Source organism: Microvirga sp. 2MCAF35, assembly GCF_052115545.1.
In the GTDB taxonomy this organism is placed as follows: domain Bacteria; phylum Pseudomonadota; class Alphaproteobacteria; order Rhizobiales; family Beijerinckiaceae; genus Microvirga.
Window position 1 is genome coordinate 31,760 of the sequence record NZ_JBFRGW010000028.1, and the last position, 22,959, is coordinate 54,718.

At 64.8% G+C, this 22,959-nt stretch carries 24 protein-coding genes and 1 pseudogene; 9 read left to right on the top strand and 16 right to left on the bottom strand.

The genetic code is table 11. The features are described from left to right. The first annotated feature begins 29 nt into the window (after window positions 1–29). From AB4097_RS14785 to AB4097_RS14800, 4 genes are all read left to right on the top strand, one after another. On the top strand, window positions 30–2,771 hold the full coding sequence (locus tag AB4097_RS14785) for a PAS domain S-box protein (RefSeq protein WP_442040819.1): 2,742 nt from the start codon (window positions 30–32) through the stop codon (window positions 2,769–2,771). Window positions 2,772–2,932: 161 nt separating this feature from the next. Then, window positions 2,933–3,139, top strand: coding sequence for a hypothetical protein (locus tag AB4097_RS14790; protein WP_442040821.1), 207 nt, complete (start codon window positions 2,933–2,935; stop codon window positions 3,137–3,139). Further along, window positions 3,114–3,395 (top strand): hypothetical protein, encoded by a 282-nt coding sequence (locus tag AB4097_RS14795; protein WP_442040823.1) that lies wholly within the window; start codon window positions 3,114–3,116, stop codon window positions 3,393–3,395. The genes AB4097_RS14790 and AB4097_RS14795 overlap by 26 nt, the downstream gene beginning before the upstream one ends. Window positions 3,396–3,650: 255 nt before the next feature. Beyond that, on the top strand, window positions 3,651–3,866 hold the full coding sequence (locus tag AB4097_RS14800; RefSeq protein WP_442040825.1) for a hypothetical protein: 216 nt from the start codon (window positions 3,651–3,653) through the stop codon (window positions 3,864–3,866). 30 nt (window positions 3,867–3,896) lie between these two features. On the opposite strand, the gene AB4097_RS14805 is transcribed toward AB4097_RS14800, so the two are convergent. From AB4097_RS14805 to AB4097_RS14815, 3 genes are all read right to left on the bottom strand, one after another. Then, a complete protein-coding gene (locus tag AB4097_RS14805; protein WP_442040827.1) occupies window positions 3,897–4,121 on the bottom strand; it encodes a DUF6894 family protein in 225 nt (74 codons plus the stop codon). Between the two features lie 115 nt (window positions 4,122–4,236). Continuing rightward, on the bottom strand, window positions 4,237–4,554 hold the full coding sequence (locus AB4097_RS14810; protein WP_442040829.1) for a c-type cytochrome: 318 nt from the start codon (window positions 4,552–4,554) through the stop codon (window positions 4,237–4,239). A 191-nt stretch (window positions 4,555–4,745) separates the two neighbouring features. Continuing rightward, the gene (locus tag AB4097_RS14815) at window positions 4,746–6,800 is read right to left on the bottom strand and encodes an NAD(+) synthase (RefSeq protein ID WP_442040831.1); all 2,055 of its coding nucleotides are present in this window, start codon (window positions 6,798–6,800) and stop codon (window positions 4,746–4,748) included. A 197-nt stretch (window positions 6,801–6,997) separates the two neighbouring features. Between AB4097_RS14815 and AB4097_RS14820 the strand changes: the two are divergent. After that, window positions 6,998–7,078 (top strand): annotated as a pseudogene (locus AB4097_RS14820) (hypothetical protein); the annotation flags it as partial. A gap of 126 nt (window positions 7,079–7,204) precedes the next feature. Here the strand turns inward: AB4097_RS14820 and AB4097_RS14825 are convergent. Then, window positions 7,205–7,582 carry a YraN family protein gene (locus AB4097_RS14825; protein ID WP_442040833.1) on the bottom strand — a complete coding sequence of 126 codons (378 nt, stop codon included), beginning with the start codon at window positions 7,580–7,582 and terminating at the stop codon, window positions 7,205–7,207. After that, window positions 7,579–8,517, bottom strand: coding sequence for a 16S rRNA (cytidine(1402)-2'-O)-methyltransferase (gene rsmI, locus AB4097_RS14830; protein ID WP_442040835.1), 939 nt, complete (start codon window positions 8,515–8,517; stop codon window positions 7,579–7,581). Before rsmI ends, AB4097_RS14825 begins: the two co-directional genes overlap by 4 nt. Window positions 8,518–8,651: 134 nt before the next feature. Here rsmI and AB4097_RS14835 point away from each other — a divergent pair, with 134 nt between their 5' ends. Further along, a complete protein-coding gene (locus tag AB4097_RS14835; RefSeq protein ID WP_442040837.1) occupies window positions 8,652–9,935 on the top strand; it encodes a penicillin-binding protein activator in 1,284 nt (427 codons plus the stop codon). 205 nt (window positions 9,936–10,140) lie between these two features. Here AB4097_RS14835 and AB4097_RS14840 read toward each other — a convergent pair whose 3' ends face one another. From AB4097_RS14840 to AB4097_RS14855, 4 genes are all read right to left on the bottom strand, one after another. Continuing rightward, window positions 10,141–10,650: an OsmC family protein gene (locus AB4097_RS14840; RefSeq protein WP_442040839.1), complete on the bottom strand. Its 510-nt coding sequence runs from the start codon at window positions 10,648–10,650 to the stop codon at window positions 10,141–10,143. Window positions 10,651–10,669: 19 nt separating this feature from the next. Next, window positions 10,670–11,458 (bottom strand): ABC transporter ATP-binding protein, encoded by a 789-nt coding sequence (locus AB4097_RS14845; protein ID WP_442040841.1) that lies wholly within the window; start codon window positions 11,456–11,458, stop codon window positions 10,670–10,672. 169 nt (window positions 11,459–11,627) lie between these two features. Further along, a complete protein-coding gene (locus tag AB4097_RS14850; protein WP_442040844.1) occupies window positions 11,628–12,482 on the bottom strand; it encodes an ABC transporter permease in 855 nt (284 codons plus the stop codon). A 23-nt stretch (window positions 12,483–12,505) separates the two neighbouring features. Continuing rightward, window positions 12,506–13,474 (bottom strand): aliphatic sulfonate ABC transporter substrate-binding protein, encoded by a 969-nt coding sequence (locus AB4097_RS14855; protein WP_442040846.1) that lies wholly within the window; start codon window positions 13,472–13,474, stop codon window positions 12,506–12,508. Window positions 13,475–13,725: 251 nt separating this feature from the next. On the opposite strand from AB4097_RS14855, the gene AB4097_RS14860 reads away from it, so the two are divergent. The 3 genes from AB4097_RS14860 (at window position 13,726) to AB4097_RS14870 (ending at window position 18,004) form a co-directional block, all read left to right on the top strand. Next, on the top strand, window positions 13,726–16,476 hold the full coding sequence (locus tag AB4097_RS14860) for a [protein-PII] uridylyltransferase (protein ID WP_442040848.1): 2,751 nt from the start codon (window positions 13,726–13,728) through the stop codon (window positions 16,474–16,476). A gap of 66 nt (window positions 16,477–16,542) precedes the next feature. Next, window positions 16,543–17,160, top strand: coding sequence for a nucleotide exchange factor GrpE (gene grpE, locus AB4097_RS14865; RefSeq protein WP_442040850.1), 618 nt, complete (start codon window positions 16,543–16,545; stop codon window positions 17,158–17,160). A gap of 208 nt (window positions 17,161–17,368) precedes the next feature. Continuing rightward, window positions 17,369–18,004 (top strand): trimeric intracellular cation channel family protein, encoded by a 636-nt coding sequence (locus tag AB4097_RS14870; RefSeq protein WP_442040852.1) that lies wholly within the window; start codon window positions 17,369–17,371, stop codon window positions 18,002–18,004. Between the two features lie 46 nt (window positions 18,005–18,050). Here the strand turns inward: AB4097_RS14870 and AB4097_RS14875 are convergent, their stop codons facing one another. From AB4097_RS14875 to pyrF, 7 genes are all read right to left on the bottom strand, one after another. After that, the gene (locus tag AB4097_RS14875) at window positions 18,051–18,989 is read right to left on the bottom strand and encodes a hypothetical protein (protein ID WP_442040854.1); all 939 of its coding nucleotides are present in this window, start codon (window positions 18,987–18,989) and stop codon (window positions 18,051–18,053) included. A gap of 47 nt (window positions 18,990–19,036) precedes the next feature. Continuing rightward, window positions 19,037–19,651 (bottom strand): alpha-ketoglutarate-dependent dioxygenase AlkB family protein, encoded by a 615-nt coding sequence (locus tag AB4097_RS14880; RefSeq protein ID WP_442040856.1) that lies wholly within the window; start codon window positions 19,649–19,651, stop codon window positions 19,037–19,039. Between the two features lie 164 nt (window positions 19,652–19,815). Then, window positions 19,816–20,436 (bottom strand): 2,3-bisphosphoglycerate-dependent phosphoglycerate mutase, encoded by a 621-nt coding sequence (locus tag AB4097_RS14885; RefSeq protein WP_442040858.1) that lies wholly within the window; start codon window positions 20,434–20,436, stop codon window positions 19,816–19,818. A gap of 40 nt (window positions 20,437–20,476) precedes the next feature. Beyond that, the gene (gene dapB, locus AB4097_RS14890; RefSeq protein ID WP_442040872.1) at window positions 20,477–21,283 is read right to left on the bottom strand and encodes a 4-hydroxy-tetrahydrodipicolinate reductase; all 807 of its coding nucleotides are present in this window, start codon (window positions 21,281–21,283) and stop codon (window positions 20,477–20,479) included. Window positions 21,284–21,577: 294 nt separating this feature from the next. Next, the gene (locus AB4097_RS14895; protein ID WP_114947456.1) at window positions 21,578–21,880 is read right to left on the bottom strand and encodes a DUF1330 domain-containing protein; all 303 of its coding nucleotides are present in this window, start codon (window positions 21,878–21,880) and stop codon (window positions 21,578–21,580) included. A 3-nt stretch (window positions 21,881–21,883) separates the two neighbouring features. After that, window positions 21,884–22,171, bottom strand: coding sequence for a DUF1330 domain-containing protein (locus tag AB4097_RS14900; RefSeq protein WP_442040861.1), 288 nt, complete (start codon window positions 22,169–22,171; stop codon window positions 21,884–21,886). Between the two features lie 55 nt (window positions 22,172–22,226). Continuing rightward, entirely contained in the window at window positions 22,227–22,955 is a 729-nt protein-coding gene (pyrF, locus tag AB4097_RS14905; protein WP_442040863.1) for an orotidine-5'-phosphate decarboxylase, read from the bottom strand. Window positions 22,956–22,959 lie beyond the last annotated feature (4 nt).

Consider the following 22,959-nt stretch of genomic DNA (forward strand, 5'->3'; position numbering starts at 1 on the left):
CGAGGAGCTCGGGACAGGGATCGGATTGCATGGGCCATGGTGTCAAAGAAAAGGATCCATCGGGTTCTGCGGGAGCACCGAACGATCTGGTCGATGGCCCTGATCATTCGCTCTTCCAACTGGTGTTCGACCAAGCGGTGGTCGGGATCGAACTGGTGGACAGCAATGGTCGCCTGCTCGACGTGAACGCCGCCGTCTGCGCCCTGCTCGGCTATGCCAGGGACGAGCTGATCGGGCGCCGCTTCGAGGAGATCGTACATCCCGAGGATCGGCAGCAGGTGTCGGCACTCGTGGCCCAACTCATGGCGCGCAAGATCCCCAGTTATCGGATCGAGAAACGCTACCTGTGCAAGAACGGCACGATCGCCTGGGTTCGCGTGAGCTCATCCTTGGCGGCGGCCGATCCCGAGCGTCCCTACCGAATTTCCATTGTCGAGGATATCAGCGAGCGCAAGCAGGCCGAAGAGGTGCAGCGGGCGAGCGAGGCCCGGCTGCGCACCGTGCTCGAGGCGATCCCCATCGGGGCGATCCTGTCGGATGCCGACGGCCGGGTGCTAGAGGCCAACAAGGCCTATCTCGGTCTGATCGGCCGTTCGCTGGCGGATCTCCGCGCAGGCCGCGTGCGCTGGGACGAGATCACGCCGCCCGAATGGCTGGCCGCCGACGAGCGCGCCATCGCCGAGGCCCGGGCTCATGGCGTCTCATCCCTGTACGAGAAGGAATATCTTCGTGACGGCAAGCGCATCCCGGTTCTCCTGAAACTGGCTTCGGTCAACAATGGCCATACCTTCGCGGTATTCGTGCTCGACCTGACGGAACGCAAGGCTTCCGAGGCGGCCCTGCAGGCGCGGACGACGGAGTGGGAGGCCCTGATCGAGACTGCCCCGGTGGCGGTCTGGTTCACCTACGATCCCGACCTGCGCGAGGTGAGGGCCAATCGGCTCGCCTCCGAGCTGCTCGACCTCCCCCTCGTCTTTGGCCTGTCGGATCGAGAGTCGAGACCATTGTCCCGTCGCCGCATCTTTCGGAACGGTGCGGAGGTCACGTTGGATCAGGCGCCTCTCCGGCGGGCGATCCGAGGTGGAGAAGTCCGCAACGAGGAGTGGGAGTGCCGGTTCGAGGACGACCGGCGTGTGGACCTGCTGTACAATGCCTCGCCGCTGCGGGACCGCTCGGGCGCCGTGGTTGGAGCAATTGCCGCCGCCGTCGACATTACCGCCCGCAAGCATTCAGAGGCCGTTCTGCAGGAACGCGAGGCGCGGCTTCATTCCATTCTGGAAACAGTGCCGGAGGCCCTGATCACGATCAGCGAAAAGGGAGCCGTCGAGTCCTTCAGCCGCTCGGCAGCAGCCCTGTTCGGGTACCTGCCTGACGAGGTGATCGGGCGAAACATCAGCATGCTGATGCCATCGCCATACCGGGAGGCGCATGACAGCTACCTGGAGCGCTATCTGCGGACGGGCGAGAAGCGCATCATCGGCATCGGGCGCGTTGTCAGCGGTCAGCGCAAGGACGGCAGCGTGTTTCCGATGGAACTCGCCGTGGGCGAGGTGAAGGTGGGTGGGCAGCACATGTTTACCGGCTTCGTCCGCGATCTCACCGCAACCCAGAAAGTCGAGCAGGAACTGCGTCAGGCCCAGAGGATGGAGGCTGTCGGCCAACTGACCGGCGGTGTCGCGCACGACTTCAACAATCTGCTCACCGTCATTCTCGGCAATCTCGAAATGCTCGAGATGCGGCTGACGGACGACCGTGAACTGGAATTGGTGCGAGAGGCCCGAGAGACGGCCGAGCATGGCGCCCAGCTGACCGAGCGCCTGCTCGCTTTCGGACGCCGACAGCCGCTGCAGCCCAAGCTGACCGATGTCGGAGATCTCCTGGGCGAGATGACACCCCTGTTGCGGCGTACCCTGGGCGAGACTATCCAGGTGAGGAGCCGTTCGGACAACGACCTCTGGCAGGTCCTGGTCGATCCGAGCCAGCTGCAGAACGCGATCTTGAACCTGGCGCTCAACGCCCGCGACGCCATGCCTGCCGGTGGTCGGCTGACGATCATGGCCGAGAATGCGGAACTCGAGCCGGACTATGCCCGGATGCATCCGGAAGTCCGAGCCGGCCGCTATGTGCTGGTAGCCGTTACCGATACCGGCATTGGTATGCCCACGGAGATACAGGAGCGCGCATTCGAACCGTTCTTCACCACGAAGGAAGTGGGGGCTGGAAGCGGGCTTGGCCTGTCGATGGTCTACGGTTTCGTCAAGCAGTCGGGCGGCCATGTGGCGATCTACAGCGAGCCCGGTCATGGGACGACGATCAGGATGTACCTGCCACGTGCGGCGATCCCGGACGAGGCCGTGGAGGAATCCGCGCCCGTGACCCCCGTGGAAGCCTTGCATGGGCAGGGCGAGATCGTGCTTCTGGTCGAGGACGAACCCCGGGTGCGGCGAATGACGACGGCCCGTCTGCAGGATCTCGGCTACCGGGTGGTGGATGCGGCCAATGGCCCTGCCGCGCTGGCAATGCTCGACCTTCATCCGGAGATCGACCTGTTGTTTACCGACATGGTGATGCCCGGTGGCATGACTGGGACGGACTTGGCCGAGGCCGTGCGGATCAGGCGACCCGAAATCAGGATTCTGTTCACGTCAGGTTATGCTGAGCCGGATGTGGTGCTCCGCGGGCAAACGACTGAGGCGCGCTGGCTCAAGAAGCCCTACAGCACCCGGGAACTGGCGCGAACCCTCCGAGAGGTTCTCGACGCAGGATCATAGGTCGGGCCGGGTGATGATCGGACCAGCAGGGTGAACCAAGCCTGACAATCCATAGGGCTATTACGAAGCGTTACAAAACGGAACACGATTTCACGGGTGTGTGGTTCGGGCGTAACAGAAGCAGTCTTATATGGTTCCATGAACCAAGATGGGAGCCAGCCATGAAGGTCGCTCGTCCTATCTCCCTTCTCAGCGCAGGCGCACGGGCCGTCCTAGTCCTGACGGCTCTCGTCGGGGCAGCAGATTTCGCGACCGGGCTGGCTTTCAGCCGAAATGCGATCCAGATGCGGGTGGACGGCGTCATGCGGCATGCTCCGAGCCTGACTTCGTCCGATGAAGGAGATGAGGTCACGGTTCCGCTTCATTGATCTGCTCGACGCTTTTCAACTGAAATGCTCGGGGCCCGTCATCCCCGTTTCCGATGCATCCGCGTTCAATGACAATGATGAGGCATTGGCATATCGGCGGATCGTAGTGTCGGGGTCTGAAGCCAGCACGCAGGCGCAGCACAGCCGTCGCGGCAAGGTCGACATTACGCTTCCGGCCCAGCCTCACTCCAGACGCTTCGTCGGCAAACCTCTGATTGTCGGCATTGCCGTCTCGATTACCGTTCCGAGCCCATAGCCGATTTCTGCTCAGGCGGCGAAGTCTTCGTGGTTGCCTCAATCATCATGAACTTCGGGCTCCTGCCCGCGGTCGTTCTGTCCGTGCTGCTTTCGATGCTCACTTCTCTTGGCTGGCGCACCGTTTTGTTCGGAAAACCTGTCCACGTTATCCGCATGATGCGCCAGAGACAATTTGGCGCCTGTCACCTTTCATTAACATGGGTTAAAAGCGTGAGCGTTGACCTCCACCGTAGGTCGGTGGTCGAGGGTTGCCATGGACGCTTCGCTCACCAGCCGTCCGGTTTACCGAGCCTATGTGATCGATCCCAATGGCGGAATTCTGATCGCACATCCACTGATCTGCCAAAACGACGAGGAGGCGATCAGCAAGGCCAAGGAGTACGCCGACGGCAATGCGGTTGAGTTGTGGGACAGAGGCCGCAAGATTGCGTTCATTCCTTTGGGTGGCGCTCCCTGCGTGGTCTTCTAACGACGCTCATTGGCATCATCGTTTCGATGCTCATGTCTCTGGTTCGGAAGGCCGAAACGTGACCTTGAAGACCAGGCAGCCATCCATCCCGCTCACGGCGACAAAGCTGTTCATCGGATCGCGGCAACGGTCCGCAAGAAGCAGGGTAATATGGCCGGCATGCGCTCGCGCGGCACTTTCATCCGGGAAGACCTGTCCGAGTCCGTCCACTGTCGACTGACCGTCCAGGACGATATTGAAGAAGTATTTGGGCATGGATTCCATCTTCCCAACACCACTCCATATTCACCTATCTGATCGCGGAGCCGCTGGCCTTGCCATTTGTCAATTTGCCGGATGTCATCATTAGGTTGTCCATGCCGCCCTTCCGTCATGGATGTTGATACAGACTTGTAATGTAGGCTGTGACATCCTGGAGTTCCTTGGGCTCCAGCATGATGTTCGGCATCGTCTCATGCGAAGTCCTCATGGCGACCGTCAACGCGGTCGTGGTCATGCCTGGAACGCGCGCGATTTGAGTGAATGTCGGCGCCTGTGCGTGAGGAGATCGAGTCTGTCCGGCTTCGACGGCGTGGCAGGCTGCACAGGTTTCGCGAGCTACGCGGAGCCCTGCAGCCGGATCGCCTTGTTCCTGTGCATGCAGCCCAACCGGCACCATCAGGAAAAGGATGACGGATCCGCGGATCATGGACGGCTCCCCTGCCGAAGCCTTGAACCGGCCGCCGATAGCGCATCGATCAGTAAGATAGCTCCGGATAGTGATCGGCGCATCTTTGAGCCCTCCCTGAGCGTCAGGTTGAGAGACCTCTAAGATGCGCCGTGAAGCACCCTTCGGCTTTGACTATTCGCAACCCTCGCAAAACCTGATGCGACGGGAGCTCACGAGGGATCGACATCGGGGACGCCGCTCTCCAGTTCGGTGAGCCAGACGCCCTGTCCCGCGTCGGATGGCGCGCGCCAGTCGCCGCGCGGCGACAGCGATCCGCCGGACGATATCTTCGGTCCGTTCGGCATGGCCGTGCGCTTGAACTGGCTGGTGAAGAACCGGCCGAGGAAGACCCGCAGCCATTTCTTGATCTCGCCGAGTTCGTAAGCCCTTTGCGAGGCGTCCGGGATGTTGGGCGGCCACGTGCCGGTGTCGACATCACTCCAGGCATGCCAGGAGAGATAAGCGATCTTGGAAGGCCGGAAGCCGTAACGCGTCAGGTAATAGAGATTGAAGTCCTGCAGCGCGTAGGGACCGATCATAGCCTCCGTCGACTGGATCTGGCCAGAGGCGTCCTGTGGCACCAGTTCGGGAGAAATTTCGGTGGCCAGAATGGCGTGCAGGATTTCGGCCGTTTCATCATTCACGTCGCCGGAGGCCGCGACGAAGCGGATCAGGTGCTGGATCAGGGTCTTCGCGACCGACGCGTTGACATTGTAATGGGACATCTGGTCGCCGACACCGTAGGTGCACCAGCCGAGCCCCAGCTCGGAGAGATCGCCGGTGCCTACGACGATCCCGCGGTGGTGGTTGGCGAGCCGGAACAGGTAATCGGTCCGCAAGCCCGCCTGAACGTTTTCGAAGGTCACGTCGTAGGTCGGTTCACCGTCGGCAAAGGGGTGTTCGAGATCCTTCAGCATCTGCCGCGCCGCCGGGCGGATGTCGATCTCCGATGCGCTGACGCCAAGGGCTTGCATGAGGGCCCAGGCATTGCCCTTCGTGCCTTCGCTCGTGGCGAAACCGGGCAGCGTGTAGGCGAGGATGTTCTCACGAGGAAGGCCCAGCTTGTCCATGGCGCGGCAGCAGACGAGGAGGGCCTGTGTGGAATCGAGGCCGCCCGATACGCCGATGACCACTTTTTCGGTTCGGGTTGCCTGCAGACGCTTCGCAAGCCCCTGGACCTGGATGTTGTAGGCCTCGTAGCAGTTCTCGGCGAGCTTCGCGGGATCCGCGGGAACATAGGGAAACCGCTCGACAGGCCGGCGCAGCGGCAGCGCCTCCTCCGGCGTATCTATGTGAAGGGGAACGATGCGGAAATCGCCAGGAACCACCTCCAACGCGTCGGCGCAATCGCGGAAAGTGACCCGCCGCATGCGTTCCTGACGCAGGCGCCCGAGATCGACATCGGCCACGGCCATGGTGGAAGCCGGGGAAAAACGCTCGGTCTCGGCAAGCCGCACACCGTCCTCGAAGATGCCGCCGTGGCCGTCCCAGGCGAGATCCGTGGTCGATTCGCCCGGACCCGCCGCCGAATAGGCATAGGCGGCGACGCAGCGCATGGACTGGGAGCCGCACAGGAGGCGCCGATCCTCGGCTTTCCCGATGGTGATGTTGCTGGCCGAGAGGTTGAGAAGAATCTCGGCGCCCGCCAGGGCGGCCGTGGTGCTGGGCGGCTGCGGAACCCACATGTCCTCGCACACCTCCACATGGAACGTGAAGGCGCAACTGCCTGCCGACCGGAACAGCAGATCGATACCGAAGGGAACCCGCAGGCCGGCAACGGCGATCGTCTGTCCCCGAATGCCTGCTCCCGGGGCGAAGTGCCGGCGCTCGTAGAACTCGCGGTAGTTCGGCAGGTAGGCCTTTGGCACCACCCCCAGGATGCGCCCGGCATGGATGACGACGGCGGCGTTGTAGAGGCGGCCGTCCAGGCGGAGAGGGGCTCCGACCACGAAGGCCGGGAAAAGATCGGCGCTTTCCTCGGCCAGGTGGGCGAGCCCCCGTTCGACGGCTTCCAGGAGGGCATCCTGATGCAGGAGATCGTCGATGGCATAGGCCGAGAGGCCGAGTTCAGGGAACACCATCAGGGCGATTCGCTCCTGATGTCCCCGACGCAGCAACTCAAGGGTCCGGTCGACATTGAAGGCCGGATCCGCGACCTCGATGCGCGGAACGCAGGCCGCGATGCGGACAAAGTCATGGCGGTAGGGTGTGAAGAACGAGATCATTCCGCGTCCGATCAGAGTTGGCCTTCATGGACAGGACCGGCCCCTTCGCTATCGGATGATGGGCCCGCCATGCCGGTGCTGATACGCTCGGTAACTAGCACAAGGAAACCAATCCGCCATGGGGGCTCCGCAAGCATCAGGGCCTGGCTGCGACGATAGACTGCCTGGTATCATCCAGATCGGGTTCCAGGGACTTATTGACCCGACGCAGGATCGGCGCCGCGCTCACCGGAGCGGGGGGCAAGGGCGCGGTCATCGACGCGCAGGTCGGCGGCAACCTGACGCTGGAATCGCGCCAGGATACGGCGCATGGCTCCTCGTCCTCATCGAGCATCGGCGGCTCTCTGATGATTACGATCCGCAACGAGGACAAGTTAAAGTCACTCGAAGATGATCGTGTGTTCTCACCTCATCTCCAGCTCGAACGCCGACACGATGTGCTGGGGCCAACGTTTCGGCGCGATGAACACCGCATCGGCGCGCCATGTCTTGCCCTGAGCCCAGTCGTTGCGCGAGAGCCACGTGCGGACCGTGCGGGAGAAGCGCTGGCGCTTGCGGGCCGTGATGGCCGAGAGGGCGTCGTCCATGTGCCCGCGCGCCTTCACCTCGACGAACGCGATGGTATCGCCGCGCATCACGATCAGGTCGATCTCGCCGCCCGAGGCCGCATAGCGGCGGGCGAGCGGGCGGTAGCCTTTCATGATGAGAAACAGCAGCGCGATCCACTCGGCGCGGTGGCCGCGCAGGAATGTGGCGCGGCGCCGTTCGAGTGCGCCCGTCATGCGTCCTTCTTGGCGAGCGTCAGGGCGCGGGCATAGACCTCGCGCTTGGGCAGATCGAGTTCCGCCGCGACGAGCGCCGCGGCATCCTTGATCGAGTGGTTCTTGAGTGCCGCTTCGAGCTTGCCGTCGAGCGCCGCATCGGCTTCCGCCGCATGCATCTCCTTCGTCGCCTCGCCGATCAGCACCACGATCTCGCCCTTGGGCGGACCTTCCTCAGCGAATTGCCGGGCGAGGTCCGGCAGGGTGCCGCGCCGGATCGTTTCGAACATCTTGGTCAGCTCGCGTGCCACCACGGCCTGACGCTCGCCGAGCACCTCCGCCGCGTCGGCGAGCATTTCGGGCAGGCGGTGCGGGCCTTCGAAGAGCATCAGCGTGCCGGGGATCGCGCCGATCTCGGCAAGCCTTGCGCGGCGCGCGGCGCTCTTGGGCGGCAGGAAACCTTCGAAGAAGAAACGATCCGTCGGAAGGCCCGAGGCGACGAGGGCGGTGAGCACGGCGGAGGGGCCGGGAATCGGCGTGACCGGCAGCCCTTCCTCGATGGCCGCCTGAACGAGCTTGTAGCCCGGGTCCGACACCAGGGGCGTGCCCGCATCCGACACCAGCGCCAGGGCCTGGCCTTGCCGGATGCGGTGGACCATGCGCTCGCGCACGGCGTCGTTGGAATGCTCGTGATAGGCCACCAGCGGCGTGGTGATGCCGTAATGGGCGAGCAGCGTCTTCGTCACCCGCGTATCCTCGGCGAGGATCGCGTCCGCGGCCGCGAGCACGTTCAGCGCGCGGAAGGACACGTCCTGCAGATTGCCGATGGGGGTCGCGACCACGTAGAGCCCCGGCGACAGGGGCTTGGCCTCAGCGGCGAGGCCGAAGGCGGTGAAGGTGGCAACCCGTTCGTTCGGTTCGCGCCGCTTGGTTCTGTTGTCGATTCTCTGGCTCATCGTCGTCACTGTCGCATGAAGGGGCGTCGTCGCGAAAGCGGGGTTCTCAATCCGTCAACCGGCATTGGAAACAATGTTTACCTTTTTCTGCCACGCTTGGCCTCTTGCTTGAGCTGTTTCCAAAGGGGGTGGAGATGGCGCGCTTCATCGAACGAGCAGCCGTCCTGTCCGGGCGTGCCGCCTGGGTTATGGTTTTGTCCGCATCGCTGGCGCTGTCCGGATGCGTCGGCTCCGGCAGCCGTACCTCGTCGCGCAAGCCGGCTCGGCCTGTCGCCGCCGCGCCAGCCGAACCGGTTTACGCGGCCGACCTCTCGTCGACCGGTGTCCCCGCGTCGAGCGCTTCGCCTGCGCCGAGGTTGGAGGGGACCACCATCGGCAATGGTCCCGTCAGGGTCGCGTTGATCCTGCCCATGACGGAAGCGGGCCAAGGGTCCGTGGTGGCGCAGAGCATGCGCAACGCCGCGGAACTGGCCCTCGACGAATTCCAGGGCTCCACCCTCACTCTCCTGGTGAAGGACGATGCCGGCACGCCGGAAGGCGCCCAGTCGGCGACGCAGCAGGCTTTGGCCGAGGGAGCAGAGCTCATCATCGGGCCGCTCTATGCAGGCTCCGTGCAAGCCGCCGGACAGACGGCCCGCCAGCGAGGAAAGACCGTCATCGGCTTCTCGACGGATGCCAGCGTCGCCAGCCAGGGCGTCTATCTCCTCAGCTTCATGGTGCAGGAGGAGGTGGACCGCATCGTGTCGTTCGCGGCCAGCCAGGGACGCCGCTCGATTGCGGCCTTGATCCCGGAAACGCAGTATGGACGCGTGGCCGCGACGCGGCTGCAGCAGGCGGCGGCCCGGCAAGGCGTCCGCATCGCTGCGCTCGACTATTATCCGCCGGGCCGGCCTCAGGACGCCGTGCAGCGCATGGCGCCCGTCATCGGCGGGCCTTCGCCGCAGGCCGACGCATTGTTCATTTCGGAGAATGGCGATGGTCTTCCGGCTATCGCCCAGGCGCTGCAGATGGCGGGCTTCGATCCGCAGCGCGTCAAGCCGCTCGGCACGGGCCTGTGGGACGAGCCGCGCGTGGCGGCGCTCCCGATCCTGCAGGGAGGCTGGTATGCAGCCCCCGACAAGCGCGGCTTCGCGGCCTTCGCCGAGCGCTACCGTGCGCGCTTCAATGCCGATCCGATCCGGCTGGCGACCCTGTCCTACGATGCCGTGACGCTCGCTGCCGCACTCGCGCGGATGCAGGGTGCGCAGGCCTTTACCGATGCCATGCTGACGAGCCCGGCCGGTTTCGCCGGCGCCGACGGCGTGTTCCGCTTCAATCCCAATGGCACCAACGAGCGCGGATTGACCGTGCAGGAAATCCGCGGCGGCACCGCCGTGGCGATCAGCGGCGCGCCGCGAACCCTGGTGGCTGGGAATTAACGGCACTCTGCTTCTCCTGCCTTAACCTTCCAAAGCGGAAAAGCCACCTCCGTCCTCATCCTGAGGAGCAGCCGCAGGCTGCGTCTCGAAGGATATTCCAGAATGCACTGGATCCTCCTTCGAGACGGCGCTACGCGCCTCCTCAGGATGAGGTGAGAGATTTACGAAGAACCTCTCAAGACGAGTGTACTCTGAAACGGCAGCCTTACTTGCGCGTCAGCGTGGCGCTCAATTCGGGCTTGTTGTTGAGGGTCTGGAACACGACGCAGTAGCGCTCGGTGAGCTTGAGCAGCTGGTCGATCTTCTCCTGCGGCGCATCCGTGTCGATCTCGAACGAGAGGCGGATGTTCCTGAAGCCGACCGGGGCCGTCTTGTCGACGCCGAGCGTGCCGCGGAAGTCGAGGTCGCCTTCGGCTTTCACGGCACCATGGCGCAGGTCGATCTCAAGGGCGGTCGCCACTGCTTTCAGCGTCACGCCCGCGCAGGCGACGAGCGCTTCGAGGAGCATGTCGCCCGAGCACAGTTCCGCGCCGGAGCCGCCGGTGGCCGGGTGAAGGCCCGCAACGGCGAGCGCGCGGCCGGTCTCGACCTTGCAGGCGATGTGCTGGTCGTCGAGCGTACCCTGCGCCTTCAAGGTGATCACGGCCTTGTCGGGATCGTTGCGGTATTGATCCTTCAGTGGCGCCTGGAGGGCGCGAAGGGCGGTCGCATCCATGATGAAGTCCTTTTCGTTCCTACCACCACAACGCAGCGGCCTGGCGGTCGCGTTCACGCTGCGGCTGCAATTGCGGTGCTTTGAGGGAATGGTCCAGGGCCGTCAAGATGCGGCGCACCGAGGTCTCGAAGGGAAGGCCCGTCTTGTCACGCGGTCGCGAGAGCGTCAGCGGCAATTCGTCGAAGATCCGGCCGGGCTTCGGCTGCATCACGACGGCCCGGTCGGCGAGCGTCACCGCTTCCTGCACGTCGTGGGTCACGAGCACAACGGTCGGGCGCGTCTCCTCCCACAATCCAAGCAGATGCTCGTGCAGGCTCGCGCGGGTGAAGGCATCGAGCGCCGAGAATGGCTCATCGAGGAGCAGCACCTTCGGGTTGGTCACGAAGGCGCGGGCAATCGAAACACGCTGCTGCTGGCCGCCCGACAGGTCGCGCGGCCAGCGGTCGGCGTGTTCAATCAAGCCGATCTTGTCGAGCGCATGCGCAACGCGCGCCTTCTTCTCGGCGGCGGTCACGTCATCGAGCCCGAAGGCGATGTTGTCGGCAACCGACAGCCAGGGCAGCAGACGCGGCTCCTGGAACACGATGCCCACGGCCGGATGCGGGCCTGACAGAACTTCATCGTCAAGGCTGATGCGGCCGGCGCTCGCCCGGTCGAGGCCCGCGATGAGACGCAGCAACGTGGTCTTGCCGCAGCCCGAGCCGCCGATCAGGGAGACGATCTCACCTTCATGCACGACGAGATTGATGTCGAACAAAGCCCGCGTGCCGTCGGCATAGGTTTTCGAGAGGTGTTCGAGGTTCAGCATTGACGACCTCGTGTCAAATATACCGGCCTCATCCTGAGGAGGTGCGAAGCACCGTCTCGAAGGATCGTCCAGAGTGCACTGGAGACACAATCCTCGTCCTTCGAGACGCCGCCATGCGGCTCCTCAGGATGAGGATTTCTGGTGGTGTAGTCTTTCAATGAAAGCTGCATCACAGCCTCTCCCGCACGGTGTCCTGCCAGCGCACGAGCGGTTTGGTGCCGGCGACGAGCAGGCTGTCGGCGATCTTGCCGAGGAGCGCGAAGGCGATGATGGCGGCGAGAATCTGGTCGGGCTTGCCCATCTGCTGGCCATCGACGAGCAGGTATCCAAGGCCTTCCGATGCTCCCATGAATTCCGCTGCGACCACGAACATGAAGCCGAGGCCGAGGCCCGAGCGGAGCGCGATCACGGCTTCGGGCAGAACGGCCGGCAGCAGGATGCGGCGGGCGAGCTGCACGCGCGAGAGACGGAACACATGACCGACCTCCACGAGCTTGCGGTCGACCGACAGGATAGCGCCCGCGATGCCGAGATAGACGGGGAAGAACACGCCGACCGCAATCAGCGCCACTTTCGAGGCCTCGAAGATGCCGAGCCACAGAATGAAGAGCGGCACCCAGGCGATGGAGGGTATCGCGCGCAACGCTTGAAGCGTCGGGTCGAGCAATTGCCGGATGGTCTTGCTGGAGCCGGAAAGCGCGCCGAGCACGATTCCTGCAGCAGCGCCGATCACGAAGCCGACGACAACGCGCCAGAGCGTCATCCAGGTATGGGTCCACAATTCCCCGGTCTGAGCCAGACCCCAGAGCGTCGCGAGGATGCGGCTCGGGGGAGGGACGAGGCGTCCCTGCGCGAGGCCGAACCGAACGGCGGCCTCCCAGAGAAGCGCAACTGCGATAGGCAAAAAAAAGCCGAGAAGGATGCGCCAGTCGAAGGCGCGTCGCTTCTCGGCGGAGGCTGGGGCCGCGAGAGCGGCGGCACCCTCATGGGAGGACCAGGCGTTGCTTGTAGCTTGGCCTGTCACGGCGCTCTCCCGTGATGAAGTCATCAGCGCGACGCGGTGGCGAAGCGGCGGTCGATGAGGGAATCGACGGCAGCCTGCACATTCGCGTCGGCGGGGATCACACCGGCCTGCTGCAGGGCGAGACCCGCGGCGAGGATCGTATCGACTTGCGGCTGGCCGATGTTGGAATGGGTCAGTTCCGTGCGCTCGAGCTGGCGCTCGATCACCGCGTCGGACAGCTTGGTATAGGTGATGAGGGTCTTCTTCAGCTCGTCCTTGTTGGCGAGCGCATATTTACGGGCTTCTTCATAAGCCTTGAGCACGCGCTGCACGAGAGCCGGGTTGTCCTTGGCGAAAGCTTCCGAGACGTTGAGCACGCCCCAGGTGTTGGCGCCGGCATTGCGGTAGAAGAGCTGCGCGCCGCTTTCCACTTCGGCCGCCGCCATCAGCGGGTCGAGGCCGGCCCATGCATCCACGTCGCCGCGTTCGAGGGCGGTGCGGCCGTCCGGGTGCTGGAGCAGAACGAGCTTCACGTCCTTCTCGGTGAGTTTGGCTTCCTGCAGGGCACGCACGAGGAAGATGTGCGGGTCGGTGCCGCGGGTCACGGCGACGCGCTTGCCCTTCAGGTCCTCGACCTTCGTGATGCCGGTATCCTTGCGGGTGACGAGGGCGGTCCATTCGGGGCGGGAATAGACGTAGATCGACTTGATCGGGTTGCCGTTGATCTTGCCGATCAGGGCGGCGGCGCCGGCCGTGGAGCCGAAATCGATCGAACCGGCATTGAGGAATTCGAGCGCCTTGTTGGAGCCGAGCGACTGCACCCAGCGCACGGTGATGCCGTCCTTCTCCAGCTCCTTCTCGAGGAAGCCCTTGTCCTTCAGGACGAGGCTGACCGGGTTGTAGGTGGCGTAATCAATGCGGATTTCCTTCACCTGCGCGGAAGCCGCGGTGACCAAGGAGGCAAGGCCCGTGGCGATGGAGGCGGCAATCAGGAGGCGGCGCGTCAGGCTCATCGTGTTCTTCCCATGTTTTGCGCATGGGAGCTTCGTTGGAGGCGCCCGGCGCTTTAGCTGCACTTGTTTCGCGCCCGCAATCTGCATGCTCAAATCGGCGCGTGTCCGGTTTATAGAACTCAGTGTTTTTTATGTCAAACAATATCTCTTATAAAGAACAAACTATCCGTTCCGACGGATAGTTCCAGTCCTCCCTTTGGCGAAGGCTCTTCCGGTGATAAGTCAGGGAGTTCCTCGCGTGCGGTTGTTCCATGAGCCTTCATAGCCCCAAGAGCGTCCTGAAAGCCCTCGGCAGCGAGCCGATCCGCGATGCGGCTGAGCTGCGCGCCAGGCTCGTGCCCGAGTTGAGGACACTGCTCGACCGGGGGCATGAGGAGGCTCAGGCCAAGCTCCAGGAGAGCCAGAACGGGTTCATCTGCGCGCGCTATCTCTGCGAGCGGATGGATGAGCTGGTGCGCATCGTCCACGATGCCGTGGTTCAGCATCTCTACCCGGCTGCCAACCCTTCGGCCGGCGAGCGCCTCGCCGTGGTGGCGACCGGCGGCTACGGGCGCGGAACCCTGGCGCCGGGCTCCGACGTCGATCTCCTGTTCCTGCTGCCCTACAAGCAGACCGCCTGGAGCGAGAGCGTCGTCGAGGCGATGCTCTATGTGTTCTGGGACCTGAAGCTTAAGGTCGGGCACGCGACGCGCTCGGTCGAGGAATGCCTGCGCGAGGCCCAAGCGGACATGACGATCCGCACCTCCCTGCTCGAAGCCCGCTTCCTGTTCGGCGACCGGGAGCTTTTCGACAATCTGGAGAAGCGCTTCGACCAGGAGATCGTCGCGACCTCGGCGGCGGAGTTCGTGGATGCCAAGCTGAAGGAACGCGATGCCCGCGTGGCCAAGGCCGGCGCGTCCCGCTACCTCGTCGAGCCGAATGTGAAGGACGGGAAGGGTGGGCTGCGCGATCTCAACACGCTCTTCTGGATCGCAAAGTACGTCTACCGGGTGAAAGAGCCCAAGGAACTGGTGAAGGCCGGGCTCTTCACGCAAGCCGAGTTCAATCTCTTCTCCCGCTGCGAGGAATTCCTGTGGCGCGTGCGCTGCCACATGCATTTCGCCACGGGCCGCGCCGAGGAGCGCCTGACCTTCGACCTGCAGCGCACCATCGCCGAGCGCATCGGCTTCGCGCCGCGCGGCGGCCTGTCGGCGGTCGAGCGCTTCATGAAATCCTACTTCCTCATCGCCAAGGACGTGGGCGACCTCACGGCCATCGTCTGCGCCGAGCTCGAGGCGCGCCAGACCAAGCGCCGTCCGATGCTCGACCGCATGTTCGGCCGCTTCCGCCGCCGCAGCGGCGGCGCGCTGGTGAGCGAGGGCTTCATCATCGACAACAATCGCCTCAACGTGGAGAACGAGGAGGCGTTCGAGCGCGATCCGGTCAACCTGATCCGCCTGTTCTGGCTCGCCGACCGGCGCAACCTCGCCATCCATCCCGACGCGACGCGTTTGGCGACGCGCTCGCTCAGGCTGATCGGTCACAACCTGCGCACCGACCCGGAGGCGAACAAGCTGTTCCTGGAGATCATCACCTCCAAGAACGTCCCCGAAGTGGTGCTGCGGCGCATGAACGAGGCGGGCGTGCTCGGGCGCTTCATTCCCGATTTCGGCCGTATCGTGGCGATGATGCAGTTCAACATGTACCACCACTACACGGTGGACGAGCACCTGATCCGCTCGGTCGGCGTGCTCACCGAGATCGAGGCGGGACAGCTCGGGAGCGAGCATCCGCTCGCCAACCAGATCTTCCCCTCGATCCGCAACCGCCGCGCCCTCTACGTGGCGGTCTTCCTGCACGACATCGCCAAAGGCCGGCCGGAGGATCACTCGGAAGCAGGCGCCGTGATCGCCCGCAAGCTCGGGCCGCGCTTCGGGCTCTCCGAAGCCGAGACCGAGACGGTGGCGTGGCTCGTCGAGCACCATCTGCTCATGTCGAACACGGCCCAGAGCCGCGACCTGTCGGATCCCGCCACCATCAAGAGCTTCGCCGAGGTGGTGCAGACCATGGAGCGCCTGAAACTGCTCCTCGTGCTCACCATCGCGGACATCAAGGCCGTGGGGCCGGGCACCTGGACCGGCTGGAAGGGGCAGCTCCTGCGCAATCTCTACCAGGAGACCGAGGTGATCCTCGGCGGTGGCGCGGTCGACCTCGCCCGTTCGGAGCGCGTGCGCATGGCGCAGGAGCGGCTGCGCTCCGAGCTGCCCGACTGGTCCGATGCGGAATTCGAGGCCTTCGCCGCGCGCCATACGCCGGGTTACTGGCTGAAAACCGACGAGACCCGGCGGGCCAAGCAGGCAAGGCTCCTGCGGGAGGCCGAGAAGGGCGGACGCACGGTGACCACGACCTACGAGACGGACCAGTTCCGGGGCGTGACGGAGCTCACCATCCTGTCGCCCGACCATCCGCGCCTGCTCGCCATCGTGACGGGCGCCTGCGCGGCGGCGGGCGGCAACATCGTGGACGCGCAGATCTTCACCACCACGGACGGCATGGCGCTCGACACCATCGTGCTCTCCCGCGCCTTCGACCGGGATGAGGATGAGCTGCGCCGGGCCGAGCGGGTCGCCAAGGCCATCGAGCGGGCCCTGAAGGGGGAGGTGAAGATCGCCGACCTCGTCGACGGCAAGCGTCCGGCCAAGGAGCGCTCCAAGGCCTTCCACGTGCCGCCGGAGGTCAATATCGACAATTCCCTATCGAGCCGCCAGACGGTGATCGAGATCTCCGGCCTCGACAGGCCGGGCCTGCTCTACGACCTCACGACCGCCCTGGGGAAGCTCAACCTGAACATCGCCTCGGCGCACATCGTCACCTTCGGCGAAAAGGCCGTCGACGTGTTCTACGTGACCGACCTGACGGGCACGAAAATCACCCATGCGGGGCGCCAGGCCACCATCACCCGCACCCTGCTCGAGGTGTTCAAGGCCGAGGAATCGGAGCCTCTCCACAGGCGTAGCGCTTGATTTGTGAGGCCAGGGACCTGATATGTGGCCCGAACCTTTCTTTCTCCCACCTTTAGTTGATCGACCATGAATCCGAACGACACGGAAAACCAGAATGCGGCCCCCCAGGCCGAGCCCGCCACTGACGCCGCTCCCGGAACGGCTTCCGCGCCCGAGGCCGATCCGATTGCCGTTCTCGAGGCCGAGAAGGCGGATCTGAAGGACAAGCTTCTGCGCCTGATGGCCGATATGGAGAACCTGCGCCGCCGCACCGAGCGCGAAATTGCGGATGCGCGGACCTATGCGGTGGCGAACTTCGCCCGCGACATGCTCAACGTGGCCGACAATATCCACCGGGCCATCGAGAGCGTCCCCGAGGAGGCCCGCAGCACCGCCGAGGGCGCCTTCAAGGGCCTCATCGAGGGCATCGACCTCACCGAGCGCGACCTCCTGAAGACCCTCGAACGCCACGGGGTGAAGAAGCTCGACCCGCAGGGCCAGAAGTTCGACCCGAACGTGCATCAGGCCATGTTCGAGATCCCCAACGCGGAGGTCCCGAACGGCACGGTCCTGCAGGTGGTCCAGTCCGGCTACGTCATCGGCGAGCGCGTCCTGCGCCCGGCCCTGGTCGGCGTCTCCAAGGGCGGCCCGAAGGCTGCCGCCAACGATGCCGAAGCGACGGATAGTTCCTCGGCCACCCAGTAAACGACATGAGCGAATTTTTCAGGCGAAGCGGCAGGCGCTCCGCCTGAAAATGCTGTAAGCGAACACCTCAAAGCCCTCATCCTGACGAGGTCACGCCAGTAACCACGGCGAAGGACGAGGGCTTTCCAGTGTGCACTGGATCCTCCTTCGAGACGCCGCTTGCCTCGGCTCCTCAGGACGAGATCCGGGATTATGGCAGGTGTTCCCGGTGGACTTCCTTCAAAGCATCCCTTTCGAAACCATCGGCGTTGCGGTCTTCGCGCTGTCCGGCGCTCTGATGGCGGCCCGCAAGGGCATGGATCCGTTCGGCTTTGCCCTGCTCGCCACCCTCACCGGAGTCGGCGGCGGCACGGTCAGGGACCTGCTCATCGGCACGCGGCCCGTATTCTGGGTCGGAGATCCGACCGACGTGCTCGTCTGCCTGATCGTGGCGGAACTCGTCTTCGCTCTCGGCCCCAAGCGGGTGTCGATGATCGAGGGCGGACGGCAGGGGCGCGTCCTTCTCTGGGCCGATGCCCTGGGACTGGCCCTCTTCGCCGTCTCGGGTACCGGCAAGGCGCTGGCGGCCGGCGTTCCGGCCCTCTCCGCGATCGCACTCGGCACCACCACGGCCACCTTCGGCGGCATCATCCGCGATATCTTTGCCGGAACGACGCCCCTGGTCCTGCGCCAGGAGATCTATGTCACGGCCGCGGCCCTGGGCGCTTCGGTGATGGTTGCCCTGCAGGCGGCGGGCTTCGATCCGTTCTTGAGCGCCGCCGCAGGCTTTGCCGCCGCCTTCGTCTTAAGGGCGCTCGCCCTCCTGCGCGGCTGGTCCCTGCCGGCCTTCCCGAAGCGGGATTAAAAGCATCTTTGCACGCAAAAGGGGAACCCGTTTTGCGTCCGACGCTTCAGGGATTCATATCGATCCCGTCGATCACCGTGCGGAAGCGAGGCAGGTTCTGGTCCCGCTGCTCGACCCGGGTGAGGCCGATCATGCGCACGTAGCGGTCGGGCTCGAAGCGGATGGTCTGCATCACCACGATCGGCTGGCCGGACTCGGCTTCCACCGCCGTGGCGACGATCTCGTGCCAGTCCTGGCCCTTGAAGCGGAAGGACTCGGAGCGCTCGATTTTGATGTCCTTGAGGATCTGGTTGGAATTCAGGGCCGCGCGGGCGAATTGGCTGCGTTTGTCCTGCGGTGGAATGGGTCCGTTGAGTGAGGCGGCCACGATGACCATCGGTTGCTCCACCGCCTTGACCGTGTCCTGCGGACCGTCCGTGAACAGGGCCGAATTGCCTGAAATCACCCGCACGGGGCGAAAACCGGCCTTGTCGCCGATGCGGAAGGGCAGGGCGGAGATCTGCTCGTCGACGGACACCGGACCCCGCAGGGCGATGCTCTTCAGGGCCTCCTGCATCTGGGCCTCGCTGTACCCGTCCTGGCCCCCGCGCACCTGCGCGATCACGAGGGCGGTGAGGTCCTCGTCCTTGACGGCCATCACCCATTTGCGCCCCTGCACGGGCCCCGCCATGGTGCCGCCGATGAGCACGCCTGTCCGGGTGCCGAGCTTCAGGTTCTCCCGGGAGGTCTCGCTCATGCCCTGGCGCTTCAGGGCCTCCTTGGTGAGCCCGTTCACCAGCTGTCCATAGGCCGCCGCGGGCATCTCCACGAAGTTGATGGCCGCCGCCTTCTCCTCGCTTTCGAACCCGCTGAAGCGCTTCGAGACCGTCATCTCATCGGGCGGAACGATGCCGATCCGCGAGGCCGGCGGGAAAACCGGCTCGGCCGCGAGGACGGCCTGAACGGACAGGGCCAAGCCCAGGGCAGCGGCTGCAAAACCTTTCATGGATGCCTCTCTAAAAGGAAACTTGCAGGTCATGACACGGTCGAAAGCTAAAGCGGCTTTCCCACCTTGCGCAAGGTGAGATTGAGCCGCCCGCCCTGCGGCAGCAGGTCCGAGCTTCCGGCCGTGAGGCGGTCAATCCCATGATAGATCAGCCGCGCGGGCCCGCCGAACACGATCGCGTCACCGGAGCGGAGGCGGATCGATTTCGTCGGGTCCTTCCGCTCCAGCCCGCCATAGCGGAAGAGCGCCGTGTCGCCGAGGGAGAGCGACACGACCGGGGCGGCGAATTCCTCCTCGTCCTTGTCCTGGTGCAGACCCATCCGGGCCTCGGGGGAGTAGAAATTGACCAGGCAGGCATCGGGCAGGTGCGGATACTCGCTCAGCTCCTCCCACGCCCGCAGCACCTGATCCGGCATGGCGGGCCAGGGTTTGCCCGTCTCGGGATGGGTCGGCTGGTAGCGATAGCCCTCCGGGTCCGAGACCCAGCCGAGCGGCCCGCAATTGGTCATGCGCACAGAGAACGGCTTTCCGGTGCGCGGCATGCGCGGGGTGAACAGGGGCGCCTCACGAGTGATCTCGCGCAGGGACAAGAGCAGCCGCTCCTGGGCCGGGCGGTCGAGGTAGTCGGGGTAGTAGGTGAGGCCGGGGGCGAGGGTGAGCATGAATCGAAATGCACTCCGGTGTCATTCCGGGGCCGCGTAGCGGAGCCCGGAACCCATAAACACGACAGCTCAGGAAGGGGCGAGCGGCGCTGCTTTCTGCAACGACAGCGGCTATGGGTTCCGGGTTCGCCTGCGGCGCACCGGAATGACGGTGCGCCAGATGCTCACCCCTCCAAAACCTCCTTGCTGGCGACGGTCGTGTCGTCGTTGAGGTCGTAGACCAGCGGAATGCCCGTCGCGAGTTCGAGGCTCGGGATGGTCTCGGAGGTCAGGCCGTCGAGCACCATCACGAGAGCGCGAAGGGAGTTGCCGTGCGCAGCGACCAGAACGCGCTCGCCGCGCATGACGCGGGGCAGGATCTCGCGGATGTAGTAGGGCAGCACGCGGGCGACCGTGTCCTTCAGGCTCTCGCCGCCGGGAGGGGGCACGTCGTAGGAACGGCGCCAGACATGGACCTGCTCCTCGCCCCAGCGGGCGCGGGCGTCATCCTTGTTGAGGCCGGAGAGATCGCCGTAATCGCGCTCGTTCAGGGCCTGGTTCGCGATCGTCGTCAGGTTGGGCTGGCCGATCTCTTCCAGGATCAGCTTGCAGGTGCGCTGTGCCCGGGACAGGTCGGACGTGAAGGCGACGTCGAACTGGACGCCCATCTCCTTCAGGCGACGGCCGGCATTGCGCGCCTCCTCGATGCCGAGATCGGTGAGCCCCGGATCCTTCCAGCCGGTGAACAGGTTCTTGAGATTCCATTCGCTCTGGCCGTGGCGTGCAAGGACGAGAAGGCGGTTCATGTCTTGGCGTCTCCGAAAATGAAGAGAGTGTTGGCGTGTTTTAGAGCTGATCGAGGCCAAGGACATTGGCCATGGTGTAATAGCCGGGCTTCTTGTCGAAGCCCCAGAGCGCGGCCTTCACGGCGCCACGGGCGAAGATGCTCCGGTCTTCGGCACGATGCGCCAGCTCCAGGCGCTCGCTCTGACCGGCGAAGATCACGGAATGCTCACCGACGACCGTTCCGCCGCGCAGGGTCGCAAAGCCGATATCACCCGGATTCCGGGCTCCCATGTGGCCGTCGCGGCTGCGTACCGAGCGCTCCTTCAGCGAGATTTTGCGTCCCTCCGCCGCCGCCTCGCCGAGGAGGAGGGCCGTGCCCGAAGGCGCATCCACCTTCATGCGATGATGCATTTCGAGGATTTCGATGTCGAAATCCTCGCCCAGCGTCGCCGCGACCTTGCGCACGAGACCCGCAAGCAGGTTGACGCCGAGCGACATGTTGCCGGACTGGATGATGCGCGCATGGCGTGCGGCCGCCTCGATCTTGGTGAAATCGGCCTCCTGCAGGCCGGTGGTTCCGATCACGTGGACGATGCGCGCCTGGGCGGCCAGCGCGGCGTAGGCCGTGGTGGCGGCGGGCGCGGTGAAATCCAGCACGCCGTCGGCCTGGGCGAAGACGGTGAGCGGATCGTCGGTCACGGTCACGTCGAGGAGCCCCGTTCCGGCGAGCAATCCCGCATCCTGGCCGAGCACGGGAGAGCCTTCCCGCTCGATGGCGCCGACGAGGATGCAGCCCTCGGTCTCCGCCACGGCCTTGATGAGCATGCGCCCCATGCGTCCGGCAGCCCCCACCACGACGAGTCGCATCTCGCTCATGCCGCTCTCCTGTTGTTACGGGCTCAGGATATAGCCGCTTAGGGTAGGGCTGAGAAGCGTGGATAAAACCCCCTATGTCATTCCCGGCGAGCCGAAGGCGAGGGAAGGGGATCCACGGTCAAGCCCAGAGTCTATGGGTTCCCTTCCCCTCCGCTGCGCGTCCTCCCGGAAATGACACCCGCCCCGTCATGGCCGGCCTTGTGCCGGCCATCCCGATCCCGTGAAGCGTTGCGCCTCTCCAGTCGAGATCACCGGCACGAGGCCGGTGATGACGGTTGAGGCAACTCAACCCGGCTGCGGACCCTCGTAGCCCTCGATGATGATGATGTCGGCGACCGCATGGCCGTCGCGATGGGCCTTGGCGGCCTGGTACTCGGGCGAATCCCAGCACTCCAGGGCCGCCTGATAGCTCGGAAACTCGATCACCACGTTGCGGGCGCGGGCCTCGCCCTCGGCTATCCGGTACGCGCCGCCGCGCACCAGGAAGCGGGCGCCGTATTTGGCGAAGGGGACCGCATTCGCCTTCACGTAGTTCTGGTAGGCGTCGGGGTTCGAGACATCGACGCGGCCGATCCAATAGCCCTTCATCGCTCAGGCTCCTTCCACGAGAACGAATTCGGCCTCGCAGGCGCCTTGGCGCTTGGCTTTCGCTGCCTGATATTCCGGAGAATGATAATAGGTCCGGGCCTGCTCGACCGAGTCGAACTCGATCACCACGTTGCGGGGTCGCGCCTCGCCCTCCAGCGCCTCGTAGGCGCCGCCTCGCACGAGCGGCCGCCCGCCGTACTGGCGGATCGCCTCCGTCGCGCCCTTGGCGTACTCCGCATAGGCTTCGGGGTTCGTGACGGTCACGCGTGCAATGACATAGCCTTTGGGCATGAGGCGCTCCTGTTGATTTTCGGGAGGCGCAGCGAACGCCAGCGGAGCCTTAGCGTCAAGCCTTCACGTCGGCGATTTCCTGCACAATCGCTTCCGTAGCGGCGCGCGGATCGGATGCCTTCACGATGGGCCGGCCCACCACGAGATGGTCGGCGCCGAGGCGAATGCCCTCTGCGGGCGCGACGACGCGCTTCTGGTCTCCCGCGTCGGCTCCGGCAGGCCGGATGCCCGGGGTGACGATGAGCCTATCGGGGCCGACGACGGCGCGCACGCGCTCGGCTTCCGTGGCCGCGCAGACGATGCCGTCGATTCCCAGGTTGCGCGCCTGTCCGGCCCGGCGGGCGACGAGCTCCGCAGTCGTCACGGGGGCATAGCCCGCCTCGACGAGGTCCTGGTCGTCATAGGAGGTGAGCACGGTGACCGCGAGGATCTTCAAGGAGGATCCCGCCTTGCCGGCCACCGCCGCGCGCATGGTCTGCGGATAGGCGTGGACCGTCAGGAACGTGGCGCCGAGACGGGCGACCGAGCGCACGCCTTCCTCGACGGTGTTGCCGATGTCGTGGAGCTTGAGGTCGAGAAAGACCTTCTTGCCCTGGCCGATCAGCTCGCGGGCGAATTCGAAGCCGCCCGCATAGGCGAGCTGGTAGCCGATCTTGTAGAAGGTCCCCGCATCCCCGATGCGGCTGACGACGGCGCGGGCCTCCTCCACGGAGGGAACGTCGAGGCCGATGATGAGCTTGTCGCGAATGTCTCCTGCGGGAATGGGATTCGGCGGAAGAGACATCGCG

What these genes read in the sequence shown, in the direction of transcription:
- AB4097_RS14785 (WP_442040819.1), top strand. Translation starts at nt 30, where the DNA reads ATGGGCCATGGTGTCAAAGAAAAGGATCCATCGGGTTCTGCGGGAGCA.
- AB4097_RS14790 (WP_442040821.1), top strand. Translation starts at nt 2,933, where the DNA reads ATGAAGGTCGCTCGTCCTATCTCCCTTCTCAGCGCAGGCGCACGGGCC.
- AB4097_RS14795 (WP_442040823.1), top strand. Translation starts at nt 3,114, where the DNA reads ATGAGGTCACGGTTCCGCTTCATTGATCTGCTCGACGCTTTTCAACTG.
- AB4097_RS14800 (WP_442040825.1), top strand. Translation starts at nt 3,651, where the DNA reads ATGGACGCTTCGCTCACCAGCCGTCCGGTTTACCGAGCCTATGTGATC.
- AB4097_RS14805 (WP_442040827.1), bottom strand. Translation starts at nt 4,121, where the DNA reads ATGCCCAAATACTTCTTCAATATCGTCCTGGACGGTCAGTCGACAGTG.
- AB4097_RS14810 (WP_442040829.1), bottom strand. Translation starts at nt 4,554, where the DNA reads ATGATCCGCGGATCCGTCATCCTTTTCCTGATGGTGCCGGTTGGGCTG.
- AB4097_RS14815 (WP_442040831.1), bottom strand. Translation starts at nt 6,800, where the DNA reads ATGATCTCGTTCTTCACACCCTACCGCCATGACTTTGTCCGCATCGCG.
- AB4097_RS14825 (WP_442040833.1), bottom strand. Translation starts at nt 7,582, where the DNA reads ATGACGGGCGCACTCGAACGGCGCCGCGCCACATTCCTGCGCGGCCAC.
- rsmI (WP_442040835.1), bottom strand. Translation starts at nt 8,517, where the DNA reads ATGAGCCAGAGAATCGACAACAGAACCAAGCGGCGCGAACCGAACGAA.
- AB4097_RS14835 (WP_442040837.1), top strand. Translation starts at nt 8,652, where the DNA reads ATGGCGCGCTTCATCGAACGAGCAGCCGTCCTGTCCGGGCGTGCCGCC.
- AB4097_RS14840 (WP_442040839.1), bottom strand. Translation starts at nt 10,650, where the DNA reads ATGGATGCGACCGCCCTTCGCGCCCTCCAGGCGCCACTGAAGGATCAA.
- AB4097_RS14845 (WP_442040841.1), bottom strand. Translation starts at nt 11,458, where the DNA reads ATGCTGAACCTCGAACACCTCTCGAAAACCTATGCCGACGGCACGCGG.
- AB4097_RS14855 (WP_442040846.1), bottom strand. Translation starts at nt 13,474, where the DNA reads ATGAGCCTGACGCGCCGCCTCCTGATTGCCGCCTCCATCGCCACGGGC.
- AB4097_RS14860 (WP_442040848.1), top strand. Translation starts at nt 13,726, where the DNA reads ATGAGCCTTCATAGCCCCAAGAGCGTCCTGAAAGCCCTCGGCAGCGAG.
- grpE (WP_442040850.1), top strand. Translation starts at nt 16,543, where the DNA reads ATGAATCCGAACGACACGGAAAACCAGAATGCGGCCCCCCAGGCCGAG.
- AB4097_RS14875 (WP_442040854.1), bottom strand. Translation starts at nt 18,989, where the DNA reads ATGAAAGGTTTTGCAGCCGCTGCCCTGGGCTTGGCCCTGTCCGTTCAG.
- AB4097_RS14880 (WP_442040856.1), bottom strand. Translation starts at nt 19,651, where the DNA reads ATGCTCACCCTCGCCCCCGGCCTCACCTACTACCCCGACTACCTCGAC.
- AB4097_RS14885 (WP_442040858.1), bottom strand. Translation starts at nt 20,436, where the DNA reads ATGAACCGCCTTCTCGTCCTTGCACGCCACGGCCAGAGCGAATGGAAT.
- dapB (WP_442040872.1), bottom strand. Translation starts at nt 21,283, where the DNA reads ATGCGACTCGTCGTGGTGGGGGCTGCCGGACGCATGGGGCGCATGCTC.
- AB4097_RS14895 (WP_114947456.1), bottom strand. Translation starts at nt 21,880, where the DNA reads ATGAAGGGCTATTGGATCGGCCGCGTCGATGTCTCGAACCCCGACGCC.
- AB4097_RS14900 (WP_442040861.1), bottom strand. Translation starts at nt 22,171, where the DNA reads ATGCCCAAAGGCTATGTCATTGCACGCGTGACCGTCACGAACCCCGAA.
- pyrF (WP_442040863.1), bottom strand. Translation starts at nt 22,955, where the DNA reads ATGTCTCTTCCGCCGAATCCCATTCCCGCAGGAGACATTCGCGACAAG.